At 60.1% G+C, this 21,952-nt stretch carries 22 protein-coding genes; 8 read left to right on the top strand and 14 right to left on the bottom strand.

Annotation, left to right across the window (positions count from 1 at the left end):
* Positions 1-24: 24 nt before the first annotated feature.
* The 6 genes from hemJ (at position 25) to coq7 (ending at position 4,635) form a co-directional block, all read left to right on the top strand.
* The gene (gene hemJ / locus CKW25_RS23370; RefSeq protein ID WP_095082984.1) at positions 25-456 is read left to right on the top strand and encodes a protoporphyrinogen oxidase HemJ; all 432 of its coding nucleotides are present in this window, start codon (positions 25-27) and stop codon (positions 454-456) included.
* A gap of 33 nt (positions 457-489) precedes the next feature.
* A complete protein-coding gene (locus CKW25_RS23365; RefSeq protein WP_095082982.1) occupies positions 490-1,458 on the top strand; it encodes a nitronate monooxygenase family protein in 969 nt (322 codons plus the stop codon).
* Positions 1,459-1,540: 82 nt separating this feature from the next.
* Positions 1,541-2,461 (top strand): DUF805 domain-containing protein, encoded by a 921-nt coding sequence (locus CKW25_RS23360; protein ID WP_095082980.1) that lies wholly within the window; start codon positions 1,541-1,543, stop codon positions 2,459-2,461.
* Between the two features lie 62 nt (positions 2,462-2,523).
* The gene (locus CKW25_RS23355; protein WP_095082978.1) at positions 2,524-3,312 is read left to right on the top strand and encodes an SDR family oxidoreductase; all 789 of its coding nucleotides are present in this window, start codon (positions 2,524-2,526) and stop codon (positions 3,310-3,312) included.
* Positions 3,313-3,393: 81 nt separating this feature from the next.
* Positions 3,394-3,732 carry a histidine triad nucleotide-binding protein gene (locus tag CKW25_RS23350; RefSeq protein ID WP_095082976.1) on the top strand — a complete coding sequence of 113 codons (339 nt, stop codon included), beginning with the start codon at positions 3,394-3,396 and terminating at the stop codon, positions 3,730-3,732.
* Between the two features lie 255 nt (positions 3,733-3,987).
* On the top strand, positions 3,988-4,635 hold the full coding sequence (gene coq7 / locus CKW25_RS23345) for a 2-polyprenyl-3-methyl-6-methoxy-1,4-benzoquinone monooxygenase (protein ID WP_095082974.1): 648 nt from the start codon (positions 3,988-3,990) through the stop codon (positions 4,633-4,635).
* Between the two features lie 79 nt (positions 4,636-4,714).
* Here coq7 and speD read toward each other — a convergent pair whose 3' ends face one another.
* Both speD and CKW25_RS23335 read right to left on the bottom strand, forming a co-directional pair.
* Positions 4,715-5,509 carry an adenosylmethionine decarboxylase gene (speD, locus tag CKW25_RS23340; RefSeq protein WP_095082972.1) on the bottom strand — a complete coding sequence of 265 codons (795 nt, stop codon included), beginning with the start codon at positions 5,507-5,509 and terminating at the stop codon, positions 4,715-4,717.
* A 238-nt stretch (positions 5,510-5,747) separates the two neighbouring features.
* Positions 5,748-6,170 carry an OsmC family protein gene (locus CKW25_RS23335; RefSeq protein WP_095082970.1) on the bottom strand — a complete coding sequence of 141 codons (423 nt, stop codon included), beginning with the start codon at positions 6,168-6,170 and terminating at the stop codon, positions 5,748-5,750.
* Between the two features lie 236 nt (positions 6,171-6,406).
* Between CKW25_RS23335 and crp the strand changes: the two genes are divergently transcribed.
* Positions 6,407-7,051: a cAMP-activated global transcriptional regulator CRP gene (gene crp, locus CKW25_RS23330; RefSeq protein WP_095082968.1), complete on the top strand. Its 645-nt coding sequence runs from the start codon at positions 6,407-6,409 to the stop codon at positions 7,049-7,051.
* On the opposite strand, the gene CKW25_RS23325 is transcribed toward crp, so the two are convergent.
* The 4 genes from CKW25_RS23325 to CKW25_RS23310 all read right to left on the bottom strand — a co-directional run bounded on the left by CKW25_RS23325 (position 7,048) and on the right by CKW25_RS23310 (position 10,302).
* A complete protein-coding gene (locus CKW25_RS23325; RefSeq protein WP_095082966.1) occupies positions 7,048-7,749 on the bottom strand; it encodes a lipoate--protein ligase family protein in 702 nt (233 codons plus the stop codon). The two genes, crp and CKW25_RS23325, sit on opposite strands and share 4 nt — an antisense overlap.
* 67 nt (positions 7,750-7,816) lie before the next feature.
* Entirely contained in the window at positions 7,817-8,653 is an 837-nt protein-coding gene (gene trpC / locus CKW25_RS23320) for an indole-3-glycerol phosphate synthase TrpC (protein ID WP_095082964.1), read from the bottom strand.
* Positions 8,650-9,699, bottom strand: a complete 1,050-nt coding sequence (gene trpD / locus CKW25_RS23315; RefSeq protein ID WP_095082962.1) for an anthranilate phosphoribosyltransferase — start codon at positions 9,697-9,699, stop codon at positions 8,650-8,652. The genes trpC and trpD overlap by 4 nt, the downstream gene beginning before the upstream one ends.
* Before the next feature lie 9 nt (positions 9,700-9,708).
* Complete coding sequence (locus tag CKW25_RS23310; RefSeq protein WP_095082960.1) at positions 9,709-10,302, bottom strand: aminodeoxychorismate/anthranilate synthase component II; 594 nt, start codon at positions 10,300-10,302, stop codon at positions 9,709-9,711.
* 394 nt (positions 10,303-10,696) lie between these two features.
* On the opposite strand from CKW25_RS23310, the gene estP reads away from it, so the two are divergent.
* Positions 10,697-12,607, top strand: coding sequence for an esterase EstP (gene estP, locus CKW25_RS23305; protein ID WP_095082958.1), 1,911 nt, complete (start codon positions 10,697-10,699; stop codon positions 12,605-12,607).
* 164 nt (positions 12,608-12,771) lie between these two features.
* Here the strand turns inward: estP and trpE are convergent, their stop codons facing one another.
* The 8 genes from trpE to CKW25_RS23265 form a co-directional block, all read right to left on the bottom strand.
* A complete protein-coding gene (gene trpE / locus CKW25_RS23300) occupies positions 12,772-14,253 on the bottom strand; it encodes an anthranilate synthase component I (protein ID WP_095082956.1) in 1,482 nt (493 codons plus the stop codon).
* Between the two features lie 70 nt (positions 14,254-14,323).
* Positions 14,324-15,142: a phosphoglycolate phosphatase gene (locus tag CKW25_RS23295; RefSeq protein WP_095082954.1), complete on the bottom strand. Its 819-nt coding sequence runs from the start codon at positions 15,140-15,142 to the stop codon at positions 14,324-14,326.
* Positions 15,139-15,813, bottom strand: a complete 675-nt coding sequence (gene rpe / locus CKW25_RS23290; protein ID WP_095082952.1) for a ribulose-phosphate 3-epimerase — start codon at positions 15,811-15,813, stop codon at positions 15,139-15,141. Before rpe ends, CKW25_RS23295 begins: the two co-directional genes overlap by 4 nt.
* Before the next feature lie 80 nt (positions 15,814-15,893).
* On the bottom strand, positions 15,894-17,042 hold the full coding sequence (locus tag CKW25_RS23285; RefSeq protein ID WP_095082950.1) for an iron-containing alcohol dehydrogenase: 1,149 nt from the start codon (positions 17,040-17,042) through the stop codon (positions 15,894-15,896).
* Between the two features lie 202 nt (positions 17,043-17,244).
* A complete protein-coding gene (locus CKW25_RS23280) occupies positions 17,245-18,069 on the bottom strand; it encodes an ABC transporter permease (protein WP_095082948.1) in 825 nt (274 codons plus the stop codon).
* Positions 18,070-18,082: 13 nt separating this feature from the next.
* On the bottom strand, positions 18,083-19,330 hold the full coding sequence (locus CKW25_RS23275; protein WP_095082946.1) for an ABC transporter permease: 1,248 nt from the start codon (positions 19,328-19,330) through the stop codon (positions 18,083-18,085).
* Between the two features lie 226 nt (positions 19,331-19,556).
* Positions 19,557-20,600, bottom strand: coding sequence for an ABC transporter substrate-binding protein (locus CKW25_RS23270; protein ID WP_095082944.1), 1,044 nt, complete (start codon positions 20,598-20,600; stop codon positions 19,557-19,559).
* Between the two features lie 43 nt (positions 20,601-20,643).
* Complete coding sequence (locus tag CKW25_RS23265; protein ID WP_095082942.1) at positions 20,644-21,768, bottom strand: ABC transporter ATP-binding protein; 1,125 nt, start codon at positions 21,766-21,768, stop codon at positions 20,644-20,646.
* Between the last annotated feature and the right edge of the window lie 184 nt (positions 21,769-21,952).

The following is a 21,952-nucleotide window of genomic DNA, read 5'->3' as shown; positions in this document are numbered from 1 at the left end:
CCGTGAACCTGGGAACAACTAAAAATGCTTTATCTGTGGCTCAAAGCTTTTCACATCATCAGTGTCGTCTGCTGGTTTGCCGGCCTGTTTTACTTGCCGCGCCTGTTCGTTTACCACGCCCAAAGCGAGGACAGCATCAGCAAGGAGCGCTTCAGCGTCATGGAGCGCAAGCTGTATCGGGGCATCATGGGGCCGGCGATGATTGCCACGCTGATCTTCGGCGGCTGGCTGATCAGCCTCAATCCCGGTGCCTACTTCGCTCAGGGCGGCTGGATGCACGCCAAGCTGACGCTGGTGGTGCTACTGATTGGTTACCACCACATGTGCGGCGCGCAGGTGAAGCGTTTTGCCCGTGGCGAGAACACCCGCAGCCATGTCTTTTATCGCTGGTTCAACGAAGTACCGGTTCTGATGTTGCTGGCTATTGTAATTCTGGTCGTCGTACGGCCGTTCTAATCCTACAGGTCACATTCACACGGGGTACCTCCAATGTCGCTGCCCGCTTTGCTCGAACAACAGTTGCGCCTGCCGGTCGTGGCCGCGCCCATGTTCCTGATTTCCAACCCTCAGTTGGTACTCGCGTGCTGCCGCAATGGCGTGGTCGGCAGTTTTCCTGCGCTTAACCAGCGTGAAAGCAGCGGTTTCAAGGCGTGGCTGGAGGAGATCGAGGCGGGACTGGCGTTATTGGAGAACCCGGCGCCCTACGCCGTAAACCTGATCGTTCACCATAGTAATCCACGACTGGAAGCGGACCTGAAGATCTGCATCGAGCACAAAGTGCCCATCGTGATCACCAGCCTGGGCGCGGTGAAGGAGTTGGTTGATGCGGTGCACAGCTACGGCGGCCTGGTGTTTCACGACGTGACGACCCGTCGTCACGCCGAAAAGGCGGCCGAAGCCGGTGTCGATGGCCTGATCGCCGTTGCCGCGGGCGCAGGTGGTCACGCCGGTACCTGGAGCCCGTTCTCGCTGATCGCCGAGATTCGCCAGTTCTTCGACAAAACCCTGTTGCTGGCCGGCTGCCTGAACCATGGGCACGAGATTCTTGCCGCACAGGTGCTCGGAGCAGACCTGGCCTACTTCGGTACTCGCTTTATCGGCACCACTGAAAGCCATGCACCTGAGGCTTACAAAGCGATGCTGCTGTCCTCCAGAGCCGCCGACATTGTCCATACGCCAGCGGTATCCGGCGTTCCAGCCAGCTTCATGCGTCAAAGCCTGCTCAACGCCGGTTTTGACATCGATGCGCTGCAAGGCAAGGGCGAAATCAACTTCGGCTCGAAGCTCAAGCCCATGAGCGATGAGGCCAAAGCCTGGAAAACCGTCTGGTCGGCCGGCCAGGGCGTCGGTGAGATCGACGACCTGCCAAGCGTTGATGAACTGGTCGCCCGGCTGGATGCCGAGTACCGCACGGCGCAGGCGTTCGCCGCCCAGCTGCCCAATCGCTGGCCGCGTTGACGTAAAACCCCAGGCCAGCCGATTCCACCTGGCCTAGACTGTCCTGCACAGCCCCCCAGACGCGTGACAAGGAAGCCCAGGCATGAGCGAAAACCGCTTCAAGATTGTCTTCGACGGAACCCTGCTGCCAGGGGTCGACATCACCACGGCCAAACTCAACCTCGCCGCCCTCTTCAAGAGCGACGTCGCCGCCATCGATCGGTTCTTCAACGGCACCCCCGTGACACTCAAGCACGACCTGTCCCAGGCGGATGCTCATACCTATCTCAATGCGCTGTCGAAAACCGGCATTGATGCGCGTATCGAAGCCGAACCGGCCATCGAGCTCAACCTGACCGACGTCCAGCCACCCCCTGCCGGCCCTGTGGCGCCAGTCGCGCCCGAGCGTGATGCGTCTCCTTATGCACCTCCCGGTGCTCCGGTGGGTGAGGCCTTGCCAGCGTTTTCCGAACTCAAGGTGTTCAGCGTCCAGGGACGAATCGGTCGCCTGCGCTATCTCGCCTGGTCCCTGGCCGCCCTAATGATCATTGGTGCCGTTGCCGGCACCCTCGGATTGGGGTTGCTGGCCGACGATCAACGAGTGCTGGGCGCACTTGTTTGTGTCGTCGCCTTGCTGGCTTACTTCTATGTGAATATCACCATCAGCGTGCAACGCTTGCACGACCTGGGGTGGTCAGGCTGGCTGTGGTTCTTGAACCTGGTGCCGTTTGTCGGCGGCCTTTTCCCGCTGGCGCTGGCGGTCATCCCGGGCAATGACGGAGCTAACCGCTACGGCCCTGTGCAGCCACCCAACAGTACCGCCGTCAAAGTGCTGAGCGCGCTGTGGCTGGTTGTGATTGTGCTGACCGTTGTCGGCGCGCTGGCCGGGGGCCTCGCCGGTCTGTCCGAAGAATATGAAAGCGCCCTGGGCAGCCACTACGAAAGTAACCCGTTGACTGACGAGGTTGAAGCAAACGACGCGGCGCAAGCCCCTCTGCCCCCTGTAGACTATGAGAAAGAATAAACGCGCTTGATACCTGTGACCTCTCTGTCCACAGGCCGCGAGCCGTTGCGATGGAGAACTGCATGACCCGTTACGCTCTGATCACTGGTGCTTCCAGCGGCATTGGCCTGGCCATGGCCGAAGCACTGGCGCGTCGTGGCCGCAGCCTGATACTGGTGGCCCGCCAACGTGATCAGCTTGAAAGCATCGCGATCGAACTGACCCAGCGCTTTGGCGTCGAGGTACTGTTTCGCGCCTGCGACCTGGGCGAACCACTGCGCCTGTCTGGCTTTCTGCTGGAGCTCGAAGAAGGTGACCGACAAATCGACCTGTTGGTCAACTGCGCCGGCATCGGTACCTGCGGCCCGTTTCTCGCACAGGACTGGATGACCGAACAGGACCTGATCGAAGTGAACATTCTGGCCCTGACCCGCCTGTGCCATGCCATCGGCAACAGCATGGCCTTGCAGGGGGGTGGGCAAATCCTCAACGTGGCCTCCGTGGCCGCCTTCAACCCGGGTCCGTGGATGAGCACCTACTACGCCAGCAAGGCCTATGTGCTGCACTTCTCGGAAGGTTTGCGGGTAGAACTGAAAAAGTGCGCGGTCAAGGTCTCGGTGCTGTGTCCCGGCCCGACCCGTACGGCGTTCTTCCGCACCGCCCAGCTCGACGACAACAAGCTCGGCAACAGCAAGCTGTTGATGAACCCCGAGGAAGTGGCGTTGTACACGGTACGGGCCCTGGAGAAAAACCGCGCCATTATCATCCCCGGTCGTCGCAATCGCTGGTTCGCCTTCTTGCCGCGCCTGGGTTCACGCTGGCTGACGCGAACCATAGTCGGCATGATCAACAAGGCCTACTGCCCGCGCTGAACCCGATCACCGTAAAAGGCTGGGCGCGAGTACATCCCCTTCAGTACACTCAGCCCGGCCCATCAACATGGAGAAACAGCTGTGGATACTCTGTTCACCAAGATCATCAACAGAGAAATACCTGCCAAGATCATTTACGAGGATGACCAGGTTCTGGCCTTCCACGACATCGCCCCACAGGCCCCCGTGCATTTCCTGGTCGTCCCGAAAAAGCCGGTTCGTACCCTCAACGACCTCACCGAGGACGACAAGGCACTGGCCGGGCACATTCTGTTCACCGCCCAACGCCTGGCGCTGGAACTGGGCTGCGAAGAAGGCTTTCGCGTGGTGATGAACTGCAATCAGCTGGGCGGACAGACCGTCTACCACATCCATATGCACGTACTGGGTCAGCGCCAGATGCACTGGCCGCCGGGCTGATTGCCGGACTGGCTCGGATTTTCCGTGGCGAGGGAGCTTGCTCCCGCTGGGCTGCACAGCAGCCCTAAGTTCATTCACCCGCCCCTTCACCCGACCGGCTGACTTTACGGCCGCTTCGCGGCCGAGCGGGAGCAAGCTCCCTCGCCACAAAACCAGTATCTGCCAATGCCTGGTGGTCTTCTGCAATGACCCAGCGCAAACCATCACCGGCCGATTGCGGTAAACTGGCCACCGAGATTCTTCCCGGAGGTCAGCATGACTACCCAACGTCACTACTCGCCCATTGACCGTCTTCTGTTGCAAGCCGACACCGCGATGCGCACTTTGCTGCCTTTCAGTGGCCAGCCTTATCGCCCTTCGCCCGCCATCCTGCAGCCCGATGCGAAAATGAGCGACGAAGACACCCGTCACGTCGCCGGCCTGATGCGCATCAACCATACCGGTGAAGTCTGCGCCCAGGCGCTGTACCAGGGGCAGGCCCTGACCGCCAAGCTGCCGCAAGTGCGTGCAGCCATGGAGCATGCGGCCGAAGAAGAGATCGATCACCTGGTGTGGTGCGAACAACGCATTCATCAGCTCGGCAGCCACACCAGCATCCTCAACCCGCTGTTCTATGGCATGTCGTTCGGCATTGGTGCGGTCGCCGGGTTGATCAGCGATAAAGTCAGCCTCGGTTTCGTCGCCGCGACGGAAGACCAGGTGTGCAAACACTTGAACGAACACCTGGAACAACTGCCCGCCGAGGACGAGAAGTCCCGGGCCATTCTTGAGCAGATGCGCATCGACGAAGAACAGCATGCGGAAAGTGCGCTGGATGCCGGAGGCTTTCGCTTCCCCGCACCGGTGAAATTCGGCATGAGCCTGATGGCCAAGGTCATGACCAAGAGCACCTACCGCATCTGATTCAGCCAATTGACGGGCACAAAAAAGGGCGCTGATTCAGCGCCCTTTCTTTTTGCTCAAGCCTTCTCTACTTCAAGAATCAGCTCGACATGTTGCGTGCGTAGAAGATCTCGAGCATTTCGTGTTTCACACGCTCGGTCACCTGGGCACGCTGTTCCGTCGACAGATTGCTGGTAGCGTCGCCGAACAGGTAGCTATCCAGTTCGAACTCCTTGAGCAGCATCTTGGTGTGGAACATGTTTTCCTGATACACGTTCACGTCGGTCATCTGGTAACCGTCGCGGGTATCATCGGAAAGGTAGTTCTGGATCGAGTTGATCTCGTGATCGATGAAGTGCTTCTTGCCTTCGACATCACGGGTAAAGCCACGAACGCGGTAATCCACGGTGACGATATCCGACTCGAACTGGTGAATCAGGAAGTTGAGCGCCTTAAGCGGTGAAATGACCCCGCACGTCGACACGTCGATATCCACACGGAAGGTTGCAATACCGTCCACCGGATGGATTTCCGGGTAGGTGTGCACCGTGATGTGGCTCTTGTCGAGGTGGGCCAGGATGATTTCGGGTATCGGACCCGGCGACTCTTCGATCTGGCTCTCGGTGGGTGTCACCGGTTCCTCGGAGATCAGAATGGTCACGCTGGCGCCTTGGGGATCGTAATCCTGACGGGCGATGTTCAGGATGTTGGCACCAATGATATCGACAACTTCCGTGAGGATCTGCGTGAGACGTTCGGCGTCGTACATCTGGTTGATGTATTCGACATACGCCTGCTGGTCTTGCGGGGTTTCCGCGTAGCAGATGTCATAGATGTTGAAGCTCAAGGTCTTTGTCAGGTTATTGAACCCATGGAGCTTGAGTTTGCTTTTCACCGTTTAAAAACTCTCTATGTATGCGGCCCGGCCGCGTGATCAAGCATGCCCGTCAGATGCGAACAACGCACCTGCGTAGGACGGTTAACACCTCTTCGCGATGGCGATTTTGGTTGTCTGTTCGGGTGGGTGACCTGTCGACCGACCGATCACTGCCCTGAAAAAAGTGGCGCATTATGCAGACCTGAGCCAGTGATCGCCAGAGTCTGCACTGCTTTTATGATAGTTGAATGTCGATTCAACCCAACTCGATGATTTCGTAGTCGTGGGTGATGGCAACGCCGGCCGCACCGAGCATGATCGAAGCCGAGCAATACTTCTCGGCCGACAACTCGATGGCGCGCCTGACCTGGGCTTCTTTCAGCGCCCGGCCCTTGACCACGAAATGCATGTGGATCTTGGTGAAGACTTTCGGATCTTCAGTCGCGCGCTCGGCTTCCAGGAACGCCTCGCAACTTTCCACGGCCTGGCGAGACTTTTTCAGAATGCTGACCACGTCGAAATTGCTGCAACCGCCAACACCGAGCAGGAGCATTTCCATCGGCCGAACGCCCAGGTTACGACCACCGGCCTCGGGCGGACCGTCCATGACCACAACGTGACCGCTGCCGGATTCACCGAGGAACATGGCTTCGCCAGCCCATTGGATGCGTGCCTTCATCGCCCAGACTCCACTGTAAAAAAAGGGTTGCCAGCTTAGCACAGGGCCTTCGATTGACAGCCGCAGGCTTGAGCGCCTGCACGACGCCATCGTGATTGACAAATTCTCGAATAACGACGGAATGCGTCTGGTAAGCTGGCGCCAATTCACTGACGCCCGACCCGCCATTGCGCGACCGTCATCAGCGGCACATAAAAAAAACACATCACACCGTGAAGTCTTTTCGGGATACAACCATGGTTGCTGTTACCCCAACACCCAAAATCAAGAACCTCGACAAACTGTTGATGCATTGCCAGCGCCGTCGGTACCAGGCCAAGAGCAACATCATTTGCGCCGGTGATCGTTCAGACACGTTGTTCTTCATCATCAAAGGTTCAGTGACCATCCTGATCGAGGATGATGATGGGCGGGAAATGATCATCGCCTACCTCAACGCCGGGGATTTCTTCGGGGAACTGGGGCTGTTCGAGCAAGCAGGCCATGAGCAGGAGCGCAGCGCCTGGGTTCGCGCCAAGGTCGAGTGCGAAGTGGCCGAGATCAGCTACTGCAAATTCCGCGAACTGTCCCAGCAAGATCCGGACATTCTGTATGTACTCAGCGGTCAGATTGCCCAACGCCTGCGCAATACCACGCGCAAGGTCGGCGACCTGGCATTCTTCGACGTCACCGGCCGGGTTGCCCGCTGCCTGCTGGAGTTGTGCAAGCAACCCGACGCCATGACCCACCCTGACGGCATGCAGATCAAAGTCACCCGCCAGGAAATCGGGCGCATCGTCGGATGCTCGCGGGAAATGGTCGGACGCGTGCTCAAGGACCTGGAAGAGCGCAACCTGGTCGACGTCAAAGGCAAAACCATGGTCGTGTTCGGCACTCGTTAAGCGGGTAGCATTTCGGCCAGCATCTCTCGGTACAGACTGTCCAGGCGCTCGACCGCATGGGGCGCGGCGAATTGTTCGTGCAGGGCGATATGACTCTGCGCCCGCACCCGCTGCTCCAGGCCGCAGACTTCGTTGAATCGGTTGACCGCCGCCGCCATCGACTCGCGTTCGTCGTCCAGCAACAACGCCCCATGCACCAACCCGACCGGACGTTGCCCGCCCTTGCTCTGGCGCCAGCGCTGAGCCGTGCCAACCATCTTGCGCCCGTCGAGATTGACGTTGAAACGCCCGTCACAGAAAGCACCTTCGACTTCACCCAGCGATGCATGGCCACCCAGCTCTGTCAGCAACTGGCAAATCGGATCGCACAACCGTCGATAAGCCGTTTCAATACGCCCATGATCCCCTTCACTGCGCGGCGGCGCGTAGACCAGTGCGATGTTGATGGTCGCCGCCGACTGCGGCACCGGTTCACCACCGGTTTCGCGCAGCAGCACCGGCCAGCCATTCGCCGCCGACGCCTGGCATGCCGCGTCGAACCCCGGCAAGCGACTCAAGCGCCTGGGCATGACCAGCGCACGATCACTCGGCTGCCAAAACAACAAGCCGAACTCCTGGGCGCCGGCACACACCGTCGCCAACAGGTCCTGCTCAGCTTGCAGGCCGGCTTCGACGGTCAAGGCAATGGGTTGAGTCATGGCAGTGAGAATCCTTGCTTGTGGCTACAAAAAAGCCGGCATAGCCGGCTTCTTGATTGAGTCAGGTTCAGTCGAGTGTAGAGCCGCTGACGGGCACGCCACGCTCCGGAAAGAACAAGCGCTGCAGTTCAGCGCCCGGACTCTCGGCGCGCATGAAGGCTTCGCCCACCAGGAACGAATACACCTCGCTGATTTCCATCAGCTCGACATCGGCGCGGTTGAGGATGCCACTTTCGGTGATGACCAGGCGATCACGCGGGATGCGCGGCAACAGGTCGAGGGTGGTTTCCAGACTGACGTCAAAGGTGTGCAGGTTGCGGTTGTTCACCCCGACCAGCGGCGTATCGAGCACTTTCAATGCCCGCTCCAGCTCATCACCGTCGTGGACTTCCACCAGCACGTCGAGCCCCACGCCTTTGGCGACGGAGGCCAGTTCGGCCATTTTCACGTCGTCCAGCGCGGCAACGATCAGCAGTACGCAATCGGCGCCCAGTGCGCGGGCTTCAACGATCTGGTACGGATCGATCATGAAGTCCTTGCGGATAACCGGCAGCTTGCACGCGGCGCGAGCCTGTTGCAGGTAGATGTCCGCACCCTGGAAGTAGTCGATATCGGTGAGCACCGACAAGCAGGTCGCGCCGCCCTTCTCGTAGCTGCGGGCAATCTCTGCCGGTACGAAATTCTCGCGAATCACGCCCTTGCTGGGTGAAGCCTTCTTGATTTCGGCAATCACCGCTGGCTGCTTGAGCCTGGCCTGGGCCAGCAATGCCTGGGCAAAACCACGAGGCGCATCCGCGGCCTTGGCCAGCACTTCGACCTCGGCCAGTGTCACGCGCGCGATGCGCTCGGCCACTTCCTCAACTTTGCGGGCGAGAATCTTTTCCAGCACCGTCGGTATACTCATGCCTCATTCTCCATTCTGAATACCGCGGTAAACGCACCCAATTCTTCAAGCTTTTCTCGTGCAAGGCCCGTATGCAGAGCGTCGTGAGCCAGGGCCACGCCCTCTCTCAGGCTACTTGCATGATCAGCCGCGTACAGGGCGGCACCGGCATTGAGCACGATCATTTCTGCGGCTTTCTGTCCATTTTCGGTTTTTCGGCGCCCCAGCGCATCGCGGATCAGTTCCAGCGAGGCTGCCGGGCTTTCCACCGCCAGACCATGCAGGCTCTGGCTCTTCATACCCAAATCCTCTGGTTCGACCCAGTACTCGCTGATCCGGTCGTCTTTCAGTTCCGCGACAAAGGTCGGGGCTGCCAGGCTGAACTCGTCCAGGCCGTCCTTCGAATGCACCACCAGCACATGTTTGCTGCCCAGGCGTTGCAAGACCTCGGCCAACGGCCGGCACAACGCCTGACTGAACACACCCACGACCTGATGCTTCACACCGGCCGGATTCGTAAGCGGGCCGAGCATGTTGAACAGTGTGCGCAAGCCCAGATCACGGCGTGGACTTGCAGCGTATTTCATCGCACGGTGATGGGATTGGGCAAACATAAAACCAATACCAACGTTGTCGATGCAGCGGGCCACTTGCACAGGCGTCAGGTTCAGGTAGATCCCGGCTGCCTCCAGCAGGTCGGCGCTGCCGCTCTTGCCGGAAACGGCACGGTTACCGTGCTTGGCGACGGTGCAACCGGCTGCGGCCACCACAAAGGAGGAGGCGGTCGAAACGTTGAAGATGTTCGCCCCGTCGCCGCCAGTGCCCACCACGTCGACAACACCGTCGAGGGTTTTCAGCTCGACCTTGTCTGCCAGTTCGCGCATGACCGATACCGCGCCGACGATCTCGTCGATGCTCTCGCTTTTCATACGCATGGCCATCATGAACGCGCCAATCTGCGCATCCGTGCATTGCCCGGTCATGATTTCGCGCATCACATCGCGCATTTCCTCAGTGCTCAGGTCCAGATGGCCGACGATACGGCTCAGGGCAGTCTTGATATCCATGGAAAGTCCTTAGCGCGTGCCGCCGGTTTGTTTGAGGAAGTTGGCAAACAGTTCATGACCCTGCTCGGTGAGAATCGACTCAGGGTGGAACTGCACCCCTTCGATGTTCAAGGTCTTGTGGCGCAGGCCCATGATTTCATCGACCGAGCCATCTTCGAACTGGGTCCAGGCGGTCAGCTCCAGGCAATCGGGAAGGGTTTCGCGTTTGACAATCAACGAATGATAACGGGTAACGGTCAGCGGACGGTTAAGCCCCGCGAACACACCCTTGTCCTCGTGGAATACCGGACTAGTCTTACCGTGCATCACTTGACGGGCCCGCACCACATCCCCACCAAACGCCTGGCCGATGGACTGATGCCCCAGGCAGACACCGAGAATTGGCAGCTTGCCGGCGAAATACTTGATGGCTTCGATCGACACACCGGCTTCGGTTGGGGTGCATGGGCCGGGGGACACCACGATACGCTCAGGCTTGAGCGCTTCGATCTGGGCAATGGTGAGCTCGTCGTTGCGCACGACCTTGACCTCGGCGCCTAGCTCTCCAAGGTATTGCACAACGTTGTAGGTAAAGGAGTCGTAGTTATCAATCATCAGCAACATGGCTGGAACCTCTTGAATTCACTGACTTTTAAGACAGCCTTCGAATGATTGACCCGCAGTCACGCTACACACGGTCAGTTGCTGGCATTCAGCAAAAGCGGTCGTTCATACGGGTAAAGAAGGCAAAACGGTACAGGTCCGGCCAGGCCGGCAGAGAAAGTTCAGGCGCGCCAACGCCAACGGGCGTGTGCCTTGACGACTTGATCCAGGAGTTTGCTGACGATCAACACGGGGAAGGTCTCATTCATACGTTCCAGCACAGTAACTTAGCTGAGCAGAGGGTGCAATATGGCGCAGCGCACGCAACAGAGGCGGTCTTTGGCCATAGCAAAAGCGCAAAAGTTTTTGGTACTGTCGTTTCGTTCAATACAACAATAAATAAACGGACTTGATCATGATCAAACAGACGCTGTTTGTACCGTTGGCGGGTTGTCTTCTTGCAATGGCCAGCGCCCAGGCGAATGCCGCCCCAATCCCTTTCTCGAACTTCATTGTATTTGGCGACAGCCTCAACGACGCGGGGCAATTTGCCGACTCGGGCGGCCCGGCAGGCGCGACACAGCGCTTCACCAACCGCACAGGCCCGACTTACAAGGACGGCACCGGGGAGGAGCGCTCCGCCAACTCGACACAGTTGCTGGGGGGCAAACTGGGCTTTTCCGCCGACGACACGGCGGCCTCGACCTCGGCCACCCGTGCCAGCCAGGGCCTGCCAGACGGCAACAACTGGGCCGTTGGTGGCTACCGTACCGACCAGATCCTTGACTCGATCACCAGCACATCAAGCGCCGGCGAGCGCACCAAGCCAGGCTATCTACCGACCAACGGCTTTCGCGCCGACCCGAACGCGCTCTACTACCTTTCCGGTGGCGGTAACGATTTCCTTCAAGGCCGGGTACTCAATCCAGTACAGGCCAGTGCCGCCGCCGATCGACTGGTCGACAGCGTGCAAACCCTGCAAGGTGCAGGCGCCAAGTACATCATGGTCTGGTTGCTGCCGGACATCGGCCTGACGCCGGCCATCAATGGCAGCCCGCTGCAAGCCTTTACCTCGCAGCTCAGCGCCCAGTTCAACAGCGAACTGGTACGGCAACTGCAAACCGTCGACGCTGAGGTCATTCCCCTCAATATTCCAGTGCTGCTCAATGAGGCCTTTACCGATCCGGCGCAGTTTGGCCTGGCCACTGACCAGAACCTCACCGCCACCTGCTTCAGCGGCATCGGCTGCACGGAAAGCGCCACATACGGCATCAACAGTGCCACCCCCGATCCCAGCAAGCTGATCTACAACGACGCGGTGCACCCGACCGAAGCCGGGCAACGCCTGATTGCCGACTATGCCTACTCCCTGCTGGCGGCACCCTGGGAACTGACACTGCTGCCAGAAATGGCCCACGGGACACTGCGCGCGCACCAGGACGAACTGCGTAACCAATGGCAGGCGGACTGGGAAAACTGGCAAGGCGTCGGCCAATGGCGAGCCATCGTCGCCGGCGGTGGCCAGCACCTGGATTTTGACGATCAGAACAGCGCCGCCAGTGGTGACGGCAACGGCTACAACCTGAACATCGGTGGCAGCTACCGCCTCAACGATGCGTGGCGCGTAGGTGTCGCGGCCGGCTTCTATCGCCAGGACCTGGAGGCCGGCAACAACGATTCGGACTACAAGCTCAACACTTACATGGGCACCGCATTCGCCCAGTACCAGCAAAACCGCTGGTGGGCCGATGGCGCCCTGACCGCCGGGCATCTGGACTATGACAGCCTCAAACGCAAGTTCGACCTGGGCGCCAACCAGCGAGGCGAAAAAGGCGATACCAGCGGTACCGTGCTGGCTGCCAGCGGCCGGCTCGGTTACGACATCGCGCAACAGGCAAGCAGCCCTTGGCACCTGTCGCCGTTCGTCAGCGCGGACTTTGCCAAGGTCGAAGTCGATGGCTACTCGGAGGACGGTAACGACGCCACGGCCCTGACCTACGACGACCAGAAACGTAACTCAAGACGCCTGGGTATCGGTCTGCAAGGCAAGTATCAGTTCACCCCGAAAACCCAGGTGTACGGCGAGTACGCCAACGAACGCGAGTATGAAGACGACACCCAGGACGTGACCATGAACCTCAACAGCCTCCCGGACAACCATTACACCCTGGAAGGCTATACCCCGCAGTCCCATACCAACCGCCTGAACCTGGGCGTCAGCCACAAACTCACCGCCGACCTGGCGTTGCGTGCCGGCTACAACATCCGCAAGGATGATGACTTCACCCAGCAAGCCATCAACGTAGGGCTCGCACTGGACTTCTGAAGCGACGGGCAATAAAAAACGCTGCCTCCTCACGGGGGCAGCGTTTTTTTGTGCCTCGGATTTTGTGGCGAGGGAGCTTGCTCCCGCTGGCCTGCAAAGCAGGCCCATCATGGCGACGGCTTCGCAGCCGAGCGCGAGCAACAACAAGCGCTCTTACCGCAAGGTCAGCCTTGCGGTGTTTGTTCGGCCAGGGCCACGGCTCGGAACATCGCGCGGCGCTTGTTCAGGGTTTCTTCCCATTCCAGCGCAGGCACAGAGTCGGCAACGATGCCGCCACCCGCTTGCACATGAAGCTCACCGTTCTTGATCACCGCGGTACGAATGGCAATGGCGGTATCCATGTTGCCGTTCCAGGCGAAGTAGCCCACCGCGCCGCCGTAGACACCCCGCTTGACCGGCTCCAGTTCGTCGATGATTTCCATCGCCCGAATCTTCGGTGCACCCGACAACGTGCCGGCCGGCAGAATCGCGCGCAGCGCGTCCATTGCCGTCAAGCCGGCCTTCAATTGGCCGGTGACGTTGGACACGATGTGCATCACATTGGAATAACGCTCGATCACCATTTTCTCGGTGAGTTTCACCGAGCCGATTTCCGAGACACGGCCGGTGTCGTTACGGCCCAGGTCAATCAGCATCAGGTGCTCGGCGATTTCCTTGTCATCCGACAGCAGGTCTTCTTCCAGCGCCCGGTCCGCTTCCTCACTGGCGCCCCGCGGGCGAGTGCCGGCAATCGGGCGCACGGTGATCAGGTTGTCTTCGACCCGCACCAGCACTTCCGGTGAACTGCCAACGACATGGAAGTCGCCGAAGTTGAAGAAGTACATGTAGGGCGTCGGGTTGAAACAACGCAGCGCACGGTACAGATCGATCGGCGCGGCCTTGAAGTCGATGGACATCCGTTGCGACGGCACCACTTGCATGCAGTCACCGGCGAGGATGTACTCCTTGATGGTGTCAACTGCCCGCTCGTAATCGTCCTGGGTGAAGCTGGAGCGGAACACCGGGTCCGCTGCCTGCTGCTGGCTGAAATCCAGGCCACGGCGCGGGGTAATCGGCTGGCGGAGTTTTTCCAGCAACTCCTCAAGACGCGCCTGGCCTTGCTCAAAGGCGTTTTCCTGCGAAGGATCCGCCAGCACGATCGCGTGCATCTTGCCGGCGAGGTTGTCGAACACCACCACAGCGTCGGACACCATCAGCAGAATGTCCGGCACTCCCAGCGGATCCGGGTTCGGGCACTTGCCCAGGCGCTTCTCCACATAACGCACGCAGTCGTAACCGAAGTAGCCCACCAGGCCACCGTTGAAACGCGGCAGACCGGCGATGGTCGGCACGTTGTAACGGGCCTTGAACGCTTCGACGAACGCCAGCGGGTCTTCGACATCGTGGCTTTCCACCTCAACGCCATCAACGGTCACGCTGACATGGTGATCGTGCACCCGCAGCACCGTGCGGCACGGCAGGCCGATGATCGAGTAACGGCCCCATTTCTCTCCGCCCTGTACCGATTCCAGCAGGTAGGAATTGGGCTGGTCGGCCAGTTTCAGGTAGATCGACAGTGGAGTATCGAAGTCGGCAAGGGTTTCGCAGGCCAGCGGGATACGGTTGTAGCCGGCAGCGGCCAAACGCAGGAATTCTTCGCGGATCATGAGGTGCCTCGTGGCGTGAGGGTCAAACAGTCAGGTGTGCAAACGCGCCGGATAGCCGGCCAGGATCACGTCAGGCGCGCCAACGCCAGCGGGCCAGGGCCTTGATGACTTTCATCCAGAGTTTGCGAGTGACCACCACGATGGAATTTCCAGGAGGGGATTGAACAGCGTCGGGCAACGTTATCTCAGCGGCCGGGTCCAGGCAACCGGGAATTAGCTTGCGCAGATCGTCGATCACCAGTGCCGGCGATTCTTCGGCAATCGGCCGGCCATGGTTGTAGCCGTAGCTCAACGCAACACACTGCACGCCCGCCGCCTTGGCTGCCTGCACGTCGCTGCGCGAGTCACCGATGAACAAGGATTGCGAGGCCGGGACGTTGGCCATTTTCATCACGAAAAACAGCGCAGCCGGATCGGGTTTTTTCTGCGGCAGGGTGTCACCGCCAATGATCCACTTGAAGTAGCGACCGATTTTCATCTGGTCCAGCAAGGGCGCGACAAAGCGCTCCGGCTTGTTGGTGATCAACGCCATCTCGACGCCCTGTTTGTACAACCATTTCAGGGTGTCGCGTACGCCGGGGTAGACCACCGTCAACTCATGGCCGTCCGCGTAGGCCTCCATGAAAATCGCCAGGGCGTGCTCGGCCTCGCCATCGTCGACGTGGCTGTGGTCGATACTGCCCGCCAGCGCGCGCCGCACCAGCACCGGCGCACCGTTGCCGACCCACTCGCGCACCGCGACCAGACCGGCCGGTTCACGCCCCAGTTTGAGCAGCATGTTATCCACAGCCACTGCCAGGTCCGGGACCGAATCGATCAAAGTGCCATCCAGATCGAACATCACCAACCGTGGCAGGCGCCCCGGGAACAGCTGCTCAAACCCGCTCATGGGCGAGCCAGGGCCAGTTCGGAGCGCATCTTCTCAATCACTTCCTGGTAGTTCGGCGCGTTGAAGATCGCAGAACCCGCCACGAAGGTGTCGGCGCCCGCCGCCGCGATTTCACGGATGTTGTTCACGTTCACGCCACCGTCGATTTCCAGGCGGATATCACGGCCCGATGCGTCGATCAGTGCACGGGCTTCACGCAGCTTGTCGAGGGTCGCCGGAATGAACGTCTGCCCGCCGAAGCCTGGGTTGACGCTCATCAGCAGGATCATGTCGACCTTGTCCATCACGTACTTCAGCACGTCCAGCGGGGTCGCCGGATTGAACACCAGGCCCGCCTTGCAACCGCCTTCGCGGATCATTTGCAGGGAGCGGTCGACGTGGGTCGAGGCGTCCGGGTGGAAGGTGATGTAGGTCGCGCCGGCTTCGATGAAGTCGCCGATGATGCGGTCTACCGGGCTGACCATCAGGTGCGCGTCGATCGGCGCGGTCACGCCATACTTGCGCAAAGCCGAGCAGACCATCGGCCCGATGGTCAGGTTTGGCACATAGTGATTGTCCATGACATCGAAGTGAACGATGTCGGCACCCGCGGCCAGAACGTTGTCCACTTCTTCACCCAGGCGGGCGAAGTCGGCGGAGAGAATCGACGGAGCAATTGCGAAGGGCTGCATGACGCACCTTTTTTGAGCAGGATCACGATGGCGCGCATTGTATACCTCATGCTTTGACGCGCACACCGTGAGTGCAATGATCAGTAGGCAGCCCGGTAAATCTTCTCGATATCGACAGCACTCAACTGGCGTGGATTGTTGCGCATCAACCGCTCGATTCCCGCGGCCTCCACGGCCATCGCCGGGATCGCGTCTTCCGGCACCCCGAAACTGCGCAAGCCTTGAGGGATCTCCACTGCGGCACAGAGTCGCGCCATCGCCTCAACCGCCTGGTCCGCCGCTTCCTGCACACTCAAGTGCGTCGTCTTCACGCCAAATGCCTCGGCGATGTCCTGCATACGTTCCACACAGGCCATCTTGTTCCAGGTCATGACATGGGGCAGCAACAGGGCATTGCTCACGCCGTGGGCAATGTTGAAACGCCCGCCCAGCGGATACGCCAGGGCATGCACCGCGCCGACACCCGCGTTGCCAAAGGCCATGCCGGCCATCAGGCTGGCGGTAGCCATGTCCTCACGGGCCTGCAGGTTCGAGGGGTTGGCATAGGCCTTGGGCAACGCATTGGCGATCAACCTGATCGCACCAATGGCCAAGGCGTCGGTAATGGGCGATGCGTTGACCGACAGATAAGACTCCACCGCGTGCACCAGCGCATCAACGCCGCTGGCGGCGGTCACGCTGCGCGGGCAGGTCAAAGTCATTTGCGGACTGACCAGGGCCACATCGGGTAACAGGTAATCGCTGACGATGCCTTTTTTGAGTTGCGCCACCTTGTCGGACAGGATCGCCACATTGGTGACTTCCGATCCGGTACCGGCGGTGGTCGGGATGGCGATCAGCGGTGGGCCCTTGCGTGGCACCTGATCGACACCGAACAGATCCTCAAGCGCCCCGTGATACCCGGCGTAGGCCGCCACGCTTTTGGCGATGTCGATGGCACTGCCGCCGCCCAGGCCGATCAGGCCGTCATGCCCGCCTTCGCGGTAGACGCGCATGCAGTCTTCGACGATGGCGATTTCCGGGTCGGGTAGCACCCGGTCGAAAATCTCGAAAGTACGCCCGCCCAATTGGGCCAGCGCCAGCTCTACCGTACCGGACTTGACCAGTGCAGCATCGGTGACGATCAGCGGGTGGTCGACATCCAGGCGGGTCAGCTCAGCGGCCAACTGCTCGATGGCGCTCGCGCCGGTGAGCAATTTGTGAGCGATTTTGAAAGAGGAAATACTCATGTGCGCAGCCTCTTATAGATAGGGGAGCTGGGCACAATAGTAGCTATGGATTCGGGTTTGTCTGTTATTCAGCCAGTGAATGGGCGGATGTCCTGCTACCCGTGGCAAGGGAGCTTGCTCCCGCTGGGCTGCGAGGCAGCCCTGAAAGAGCGCCTGCTGCGCAGTCGAACGGGAGCAAGCTCCCTCGCCACAAAGCAAACCGTCAGGCCTGGGCCGTGCGCAACTTCTCGCTACGCCCACGCAACCATTCCAGGGTCAGCAACAGGATCACCGAGAAAACGATCAGCAGCGTCGCGGCGGCGGCGATGGTCGGGCTGAGGTTTTCACGGATGCCGCTGAACATCTGCCGAGGCAAGGTCGCCTGCTCGGGGCCGGCGAGGAACAGCGTCACCACCACTTCATCGAACGAGGTGGCGAAGGCAAACAGTGCGCCGGAAATCACGCCAGGCGCGATCAGCGGCAAGGTTACCCGACGGAATGCCGTCAGTGGCGAAGCTCCCAGGCTGGCCGCTGCACGCACCAGGTTGTGGTTGAACCCCTGCAAGGTGGCCGACACCGTGATGATCACGAACGGCACACCCAGCACCGCATGCACGACGATCAGCGAGAAGAAACTGTTGCCCAGGCCCAGTGGAGCAAAGAACAGGTAGCTCGCCACACCGATGATCACCACCGGCACCACCATGGGCGAAATCACCAGTGCCATCACCAGCGCCTTGCCGGGGAAGTCCCCCCGGGTCAGGCCGATCGCCGCCAGCGTACCGAAGACCATCGCCAGAACGGTGGCCGCCGGAGCAACGATGATGCTGTTCTTCAACGCCCGCATCCATTCGGCGGAGGCGAAGAAGTCCTGATACCAATGCAACGAGAAACCTTGCAGCGGATACACCAGGAAACTCCCCGAGTTGAACGACAACGGGATGATGACCAGCACCGGCAGAATCAGGAACAACAGGATCAGCCCGCAGAGAATGCGCAAGCTGTAGAACCACACCCGCTCGACGGGCGACATATACGGACTCAGCATTTCGATTCTCCCCTTAGCTCAGGCGCAGGCGGCTCGCGCCTACCAGCCAGCTGTAAATCAGATAGAGCACTACCGTGGCCAGCAACAGCAGCCCACCGAGCGCGGTCGCCATGCCCCAGTTGATGCTGGTGTTGGTGTAGAACGCGACGAAGTAGCTGACCATCTGATCGTTCGGGCTGCCCAGCAGCGCCGGGGTGATGTAGTAACCAATCGCCAGGATGAACACCAACAGGCAACCGGCGCCGACACCGGCATAGGTCTGTGGGAAGTACACCCGCCAGAAGCTGGCGAACGGATGGCAACCCAGGGAAATCGCCGCACGCATGTAGGTCGGCGAGATCCCCTTCATCACGCTGTAGATCGGCAGAATCATGAACGGCAACAGGATGTGCACCATCGAGATGTAAACCCCGACGCGGTTGAATACCAGTTCCAGCGGTTTATCGATGATGCCCATGGCCATCAAGGCGCTGTTGATCAGGCCACCGGACTGCAGCAAGACAATCCACGCCGCCACTCGCACCAGGATCGAAGTCCAGAACGGCAGCAAGACCAGAATCATCAGCAGGTTGCTTTGCCGTGATGGCAGGTTGGCCAGCAGGTAAGCCAGGGGATAGGCCAGGACCAGGCAGATCGCGGTGATGACCAGGCCCATCCAGAAGGTTCGGGCAAAGATATCGAGGTAAATGGCTTGATCGGGGGTTGCCGGGGCGATTTCGCCCAGATCGTCGACCCGGTGGTCGACTGCCGCCAACAGATAATAGGGGGTGATGCTGCTGGTGTTGCGACGGACGGCCTGCCAGTAGGCCGGATCCCCCCAACGCTCATCCAGGGCTTCGAGCGCTTCCTTATAAGAAGCCGGCTCGGTCTTGAACGGCAGCGCGCGGGCGGTTTTGGTCAGCAGGCTGCGATAGCCGGCCAATTCCATGTTCAGGCGCTTGGACAGATCGCCCAGGGTTTGATGCTTGCGGGCTTCGGCCAGGTCTTCGCTGGCGGCCTTGTAGACCGGATCCGCGGGCAGGCCTCGGCCATCCCAGGACGCAATGGCTGCCACAGTGCGCGGCATGCCACCAACCACTTCCGGGTTACCGACACTTTTGTAGAGCAGCGCCACGATCGGCACCAGGAACACCAGCAACAGAAACAGCACCAAGGGCGCGATCAGGGCTTGCGCCTTCCAGCGGTTGACCCGCTCGGCACGCGCCAGGCGCTGCTTCAAGGTGCTTTGGGTGCCCTCGTTCAAGGGAACGGCGATGGCCATGGCGAACTCCGAAATTCTTGGATCAATCGTTAATGTGGGAGCGGACTTGTGGTGAGGGGCTTGCCCCCGCTGGGTCGCGAAGCGGCCCAAAAACCTGTAACCGAGGTGTTTCAGGCACACCACATGCGACAGTTTTACGACTGCTTCGCAGCCGAACGGGGGCAAGTCCCCTCGCCACACAAGCTCGCTCCCTCAGGTGGGCAAGCCCACCAGCAAAGGGTTGTGGTTACTTCGCAGCCCACGAGTTGAAGCGCTGCTCCAGTTGCTCACCGTTGTCAGCCCAGAAGCTGACGTCGATCTGCACCTGATTGGCGATGTTTTCCGGAGTGGTCGGCATGTCTTTCAGGACGTCCTGAGCCAACAGCGGTACGGCTTGGGTATTGGCCGGGCCGTAAGCGATGTTTTCCGAGTAGGTCTTCTGCTGCTGCGGCTGGACCGAGAAGGCGATGAATTTCTTCGCGGCTTCAGCACGGGTTTTGTCCAGGCCTTTTGGAATGGCCCAGGCGTCGAAGTCGTAGATGCCGCCGTTCCATACCACTTTCAGGTTGCTTTCTTTCTGCACGGCAGCGATTCGACCGTTGTAGGCCGAGCTCATGACCACGTCACCGGATGCCAGGTACTGCGGCGGTTGGGCACCGGCTTCCCACCACTGAATGCTTGGCTTGAGCTCATCGAGCTTCTTGAAGGCGCGGTCCTGACCGTCCTTGCCGGCCAGCACTTTGTAGACGTCCTTGGGTGCGACGCCGTCGGCCATCAAGGCGAATTCCAGGGTGTACTTGGCCCCTTTACGCAGCCCACGCTTGCCCGGGAAGTTCTTGGTGTCCCAGAAATCGACCCAACTGGTCGGTGCGGTTTTCAGCTTGTCGGCGTTGTAGGCCAGCACGGTCGACCACACGAAGAAGCCCACGCCACAGGGCTGTATCGCACCCTTGACGTAGTCTTCGTTCTTGCCGAACAACGCAGGGTCCAGCTGCTCGAACATGTCTTCGTCACAACCACGGGACAACTCAGGCGACTCGACTTCTACCAGGTCCCAGGACACGCTCTTGGTGTCGACCATGGCTTTGACCTTGGCCATTTCACCGTTGTACTCACCGGCGATGATCTTGCCATGGCCCGCGGCTTCCCAGGGTGCGTAGAAGGCCTTGACCTGTGCCGCCTTGTTCGCGCCGCCAAACGACACCACGGTCAGGTCCGGGCCCGCCGCCATCGCGTGCGCCGCACCCAGCATGCCCACGACCAGGGCGGTGAATTTCAGGGATTTTGACATTTATTATTCTCTCCACGTGCAGGGTTGGTGAAGCGGGGGGCGATCAGTTCGCCTCTAGAAGTGGGTCAAGCGCGCGAACGTGCTCGACCTGCCAGCCAAGCGGAACCACGTCTCCAACGGCCAGCGCCGGATCCAGCTCGGCAATGGGCTGTTTCACGAAGAAGTCGGTCTTGCCACAGACTTCCAGGCGTACCCGGACGTGGTCGCCCAGATAGATGAATTCCGCCACCCGCCCCGAGAAGCGGTTGACGCATGACTCGCTGGAGCCGTTGAGGCTCACGCGCTCCGGACGAATGGACAAGGTCACCGGCTCGCCGGTCTTGCCGACATTCACCGCCAGCGCTTCCACCTTCTCACCACGCCCCAGCTCGACCACGCAGCGGTCGCCGTTCTGGCTGTGCAGGCGGCCGTTGAGACGATTGTTCTCACCGATGAAGTTGGCGACAAAGGTGTTCTTCGGCTCTTCGTACAGCATGCGCGGGGGAGCGATCTGCTGGATTTCGCCTTGATGGAACACGGCTACGCGATCGGACATGGTCAGGGCTTCGCCCTGGTCGTGGGTCACGTAGACCACCGTCACGCCGAGTCGCTGGTGCAGGTGTTTGATTTCCATCTGCATGTGTTCACGCAGTTGCTTGTCCAGCGCGCCCAGCGGCTCATCCATCAACACCAGTTGCGGCTCGAACACCAATGCCCGGGCCAGGGCCACACGCTGTTGCTGGCCACCGGAAAGCTGCGCCGGGTAACGCTGGGCGAACTTGTCGAGTTGAACCATGCTCAGTACGCGCTTGACCCGGTCACTGACGTCGCTTTTGTTCAACCCGCGAACGGTCAGCGGGAATGCCAGGTTCTCGGCCACCGTCATGTGCGGGAACAATGCGTAGTTCTGGAACACCATGCCGATGTCGCGCTTGTGCGGCGGCACGTTGTTGATCGAACGGCCGGCCAGCAGGATCTCGCCCGCCGTCGGCGTTTCAAAGCCGGCGAGCATCATCAGACTGGTGGTCTTGCCGGAGCCGGACGGCCCGAGCAAGGTGAGGAATTCGCCTTTGCGAATGTCCAGGTTGAGGTCTTTGACGATCAGGTTCTCGCCGTCGTAGCTCTTTTGCACGCCACGAAAGCTGACCAGTACATCATTCGCCCCAGCGCTTGAATCAACCTCGCTCATACCCGCACCTTTGTATTCTTTATATGTAGGACTGCTGAGGACTAAGCCTAGTGGAGCCTTAAGACCACGCAAATCGGGGCGCAGGAGAGAATCGCCTCAGCCGGATGGAAGGCTGGGGGTAGGGATTGCCCTACAAGGATGGCGCGTTTTGACAAACGCAGAGGCAGGCTGTCAGCTACAAGCC

The sequence above is a fragment of the Pseudomonas sp. Irchel s3h17 genome, assembly GCF_900187505.1.
Lineage (GTDB): Bacteria > Pseudomonadota > Gammaproteobacteria > Pseudomonadales > Pseudomonadaceae > Aquipseudomonas.
The sequence above is the reverse complement of the archived record's forward strand: the minus strand, read 5'-3'. Positions and strand labels throughout refer to the sequence as shown.

Excerpts from the sequence above, each read along its gene's own strand:
- CKW25_RS23270 (WP_095082944.1), bottom strand. The coding sequence starts at position 20,600 with ATGTCAAAATCCCTGAAATTCACCGCCCTGGTCGTGGGCATGCTGGGT.
- estP (WP_095082958.1), top strand. The coding sequence starts at position 10,697 with ATGATCAAACAGACGCTGTTTGTACCGTTGGCGGGTTGTCTTCTTGCA.
- CKW25_RS23335 (WP_095082970.1), bottom strand. The coding sequence starts at position 6,170 with ATGAAGGCACGCATCCAATGGGCTGGCGAAGCCATGTTCCTCGGTGAA.
- rpe (WP_095082952.1), bottom strand. The coding sequence starts at position 15,813 with ATGCAGCCCTTCGCAATTGCTCCGTCGATTCTCTCCGCCGACTTCGCC.
- hemJ (WP_095082984.1), top strand. The coding sequence starts at position 25 with ATGCTTTATCTGTGGCTCAAAGCTTTTCACATCATCAGTGTCGTCTGC.
- CKW25_RS23355 (WP_095082978.1), top strand. The coding sequence starts at position 2,524 with ATGACCCGTTACGCTCTGATCACTGGTGCTTCCAGCGGCATTGGCCTG.
- CKW25_RS23285 (WP_095082950.1), bottom strand. The coding sequence starts at position 17,042 with ATGAGTATTTCCTCTTTCAAAATCGCTCACAAATTGCTCACCGGCGCG.
- crp (WP_095082968.1), top strand. The coding sequence starts at position 6,407 with ATGGTTGCTGTTACCCCAACACCCAAAATCAAGAACCTCGACAAACTG.
- CKW25_RS23280 (WP_095082948.1), bottom strand. The coding sequence starts at position 18,069 with ATGCTGAGTCCGTATATGTCGCCCGTCGAGCGGGTGTGGTTCTACAGC.
- CKW25_RS23265 (WP_095082942.1), bottom strand. The coding sequence starts at position 21,768 with ATGAGCGAGGTTGATTCAAGCGCTGGGGCGAATGATGTACTGGTCAGC.
- coq7 (WP_095082974.1), top strand. The coding sequence starts at position 3,988 with ATGACTACCCAACGTCACTACTCGCCCATTGACCGTCTTCTGTTGCAA.
- trpE (WP_095082956.1), bottom strand. The coding sequence starts at position 14,253 with ATGATCCGCGAAGAATTCCTGCGTTTGGCCGCTGCCGGCTACAACCGT.
- CKW25_RS23295 (WP_095082954.1), bottom strand. The coding sequence starts at position 15,142 with ATGAGCGGGTTTGAGCAGCTGTTCCCGGGGCGCCTGCCACGGTTGGTG.
- trpD (WP_095082962.1), bottom strand. The coding sequence starts at position 9,699 with ATGGATATCAAGACTGCCCTGAGCCGTATCGTCGGCCATCTGGACCTG.
- CKW25_RS23365 (WP_095082982.1), top strand. The coding sequence starts at position 490 with ATGTCGCTGCCCGCTTTGCTCGAACAACAGTTGCGCCTGCCGGTCGTG.
- CKW25_RS23325 (WP_095082966.1), bottom strand. The coding sequence starts at position 7,749 with ATGACTCAACCCATTGCCTTGACCGTCGAAGCCGGCCTGCAAGCTGAG.
- CKW25_RS23310 (WP_095082960.1), bottom strand. The coding sequence starts at position 10,302 with ATGTTGCTGATGATTGATAACTACGACTCCTTTACCTACAACGTTGTG.
- CKW25_RS23360 (WP_095082980.1), top strand. The coding sequence starts at position 1,541 with ATGAGCGAAAACCGCTTCAAGATTGTCTTCGACGGAACCCTGCTGCCA.
- trpC (WP_095082964.1), bottom strand. The coding sequence starts at position 8,653 with ATGAGTATACCGACGGTGCTGGAAAAGATTCTCGCCCGCAAAGTTGAG.
- CKW25_RS23275 (WP_095082946.1), bottom strand. The coding sequence starts at position 19,330 with ATGGCCATCGCCGTTCCCTTGAACGAGGGCACCCAAAGCACCTTGAAG.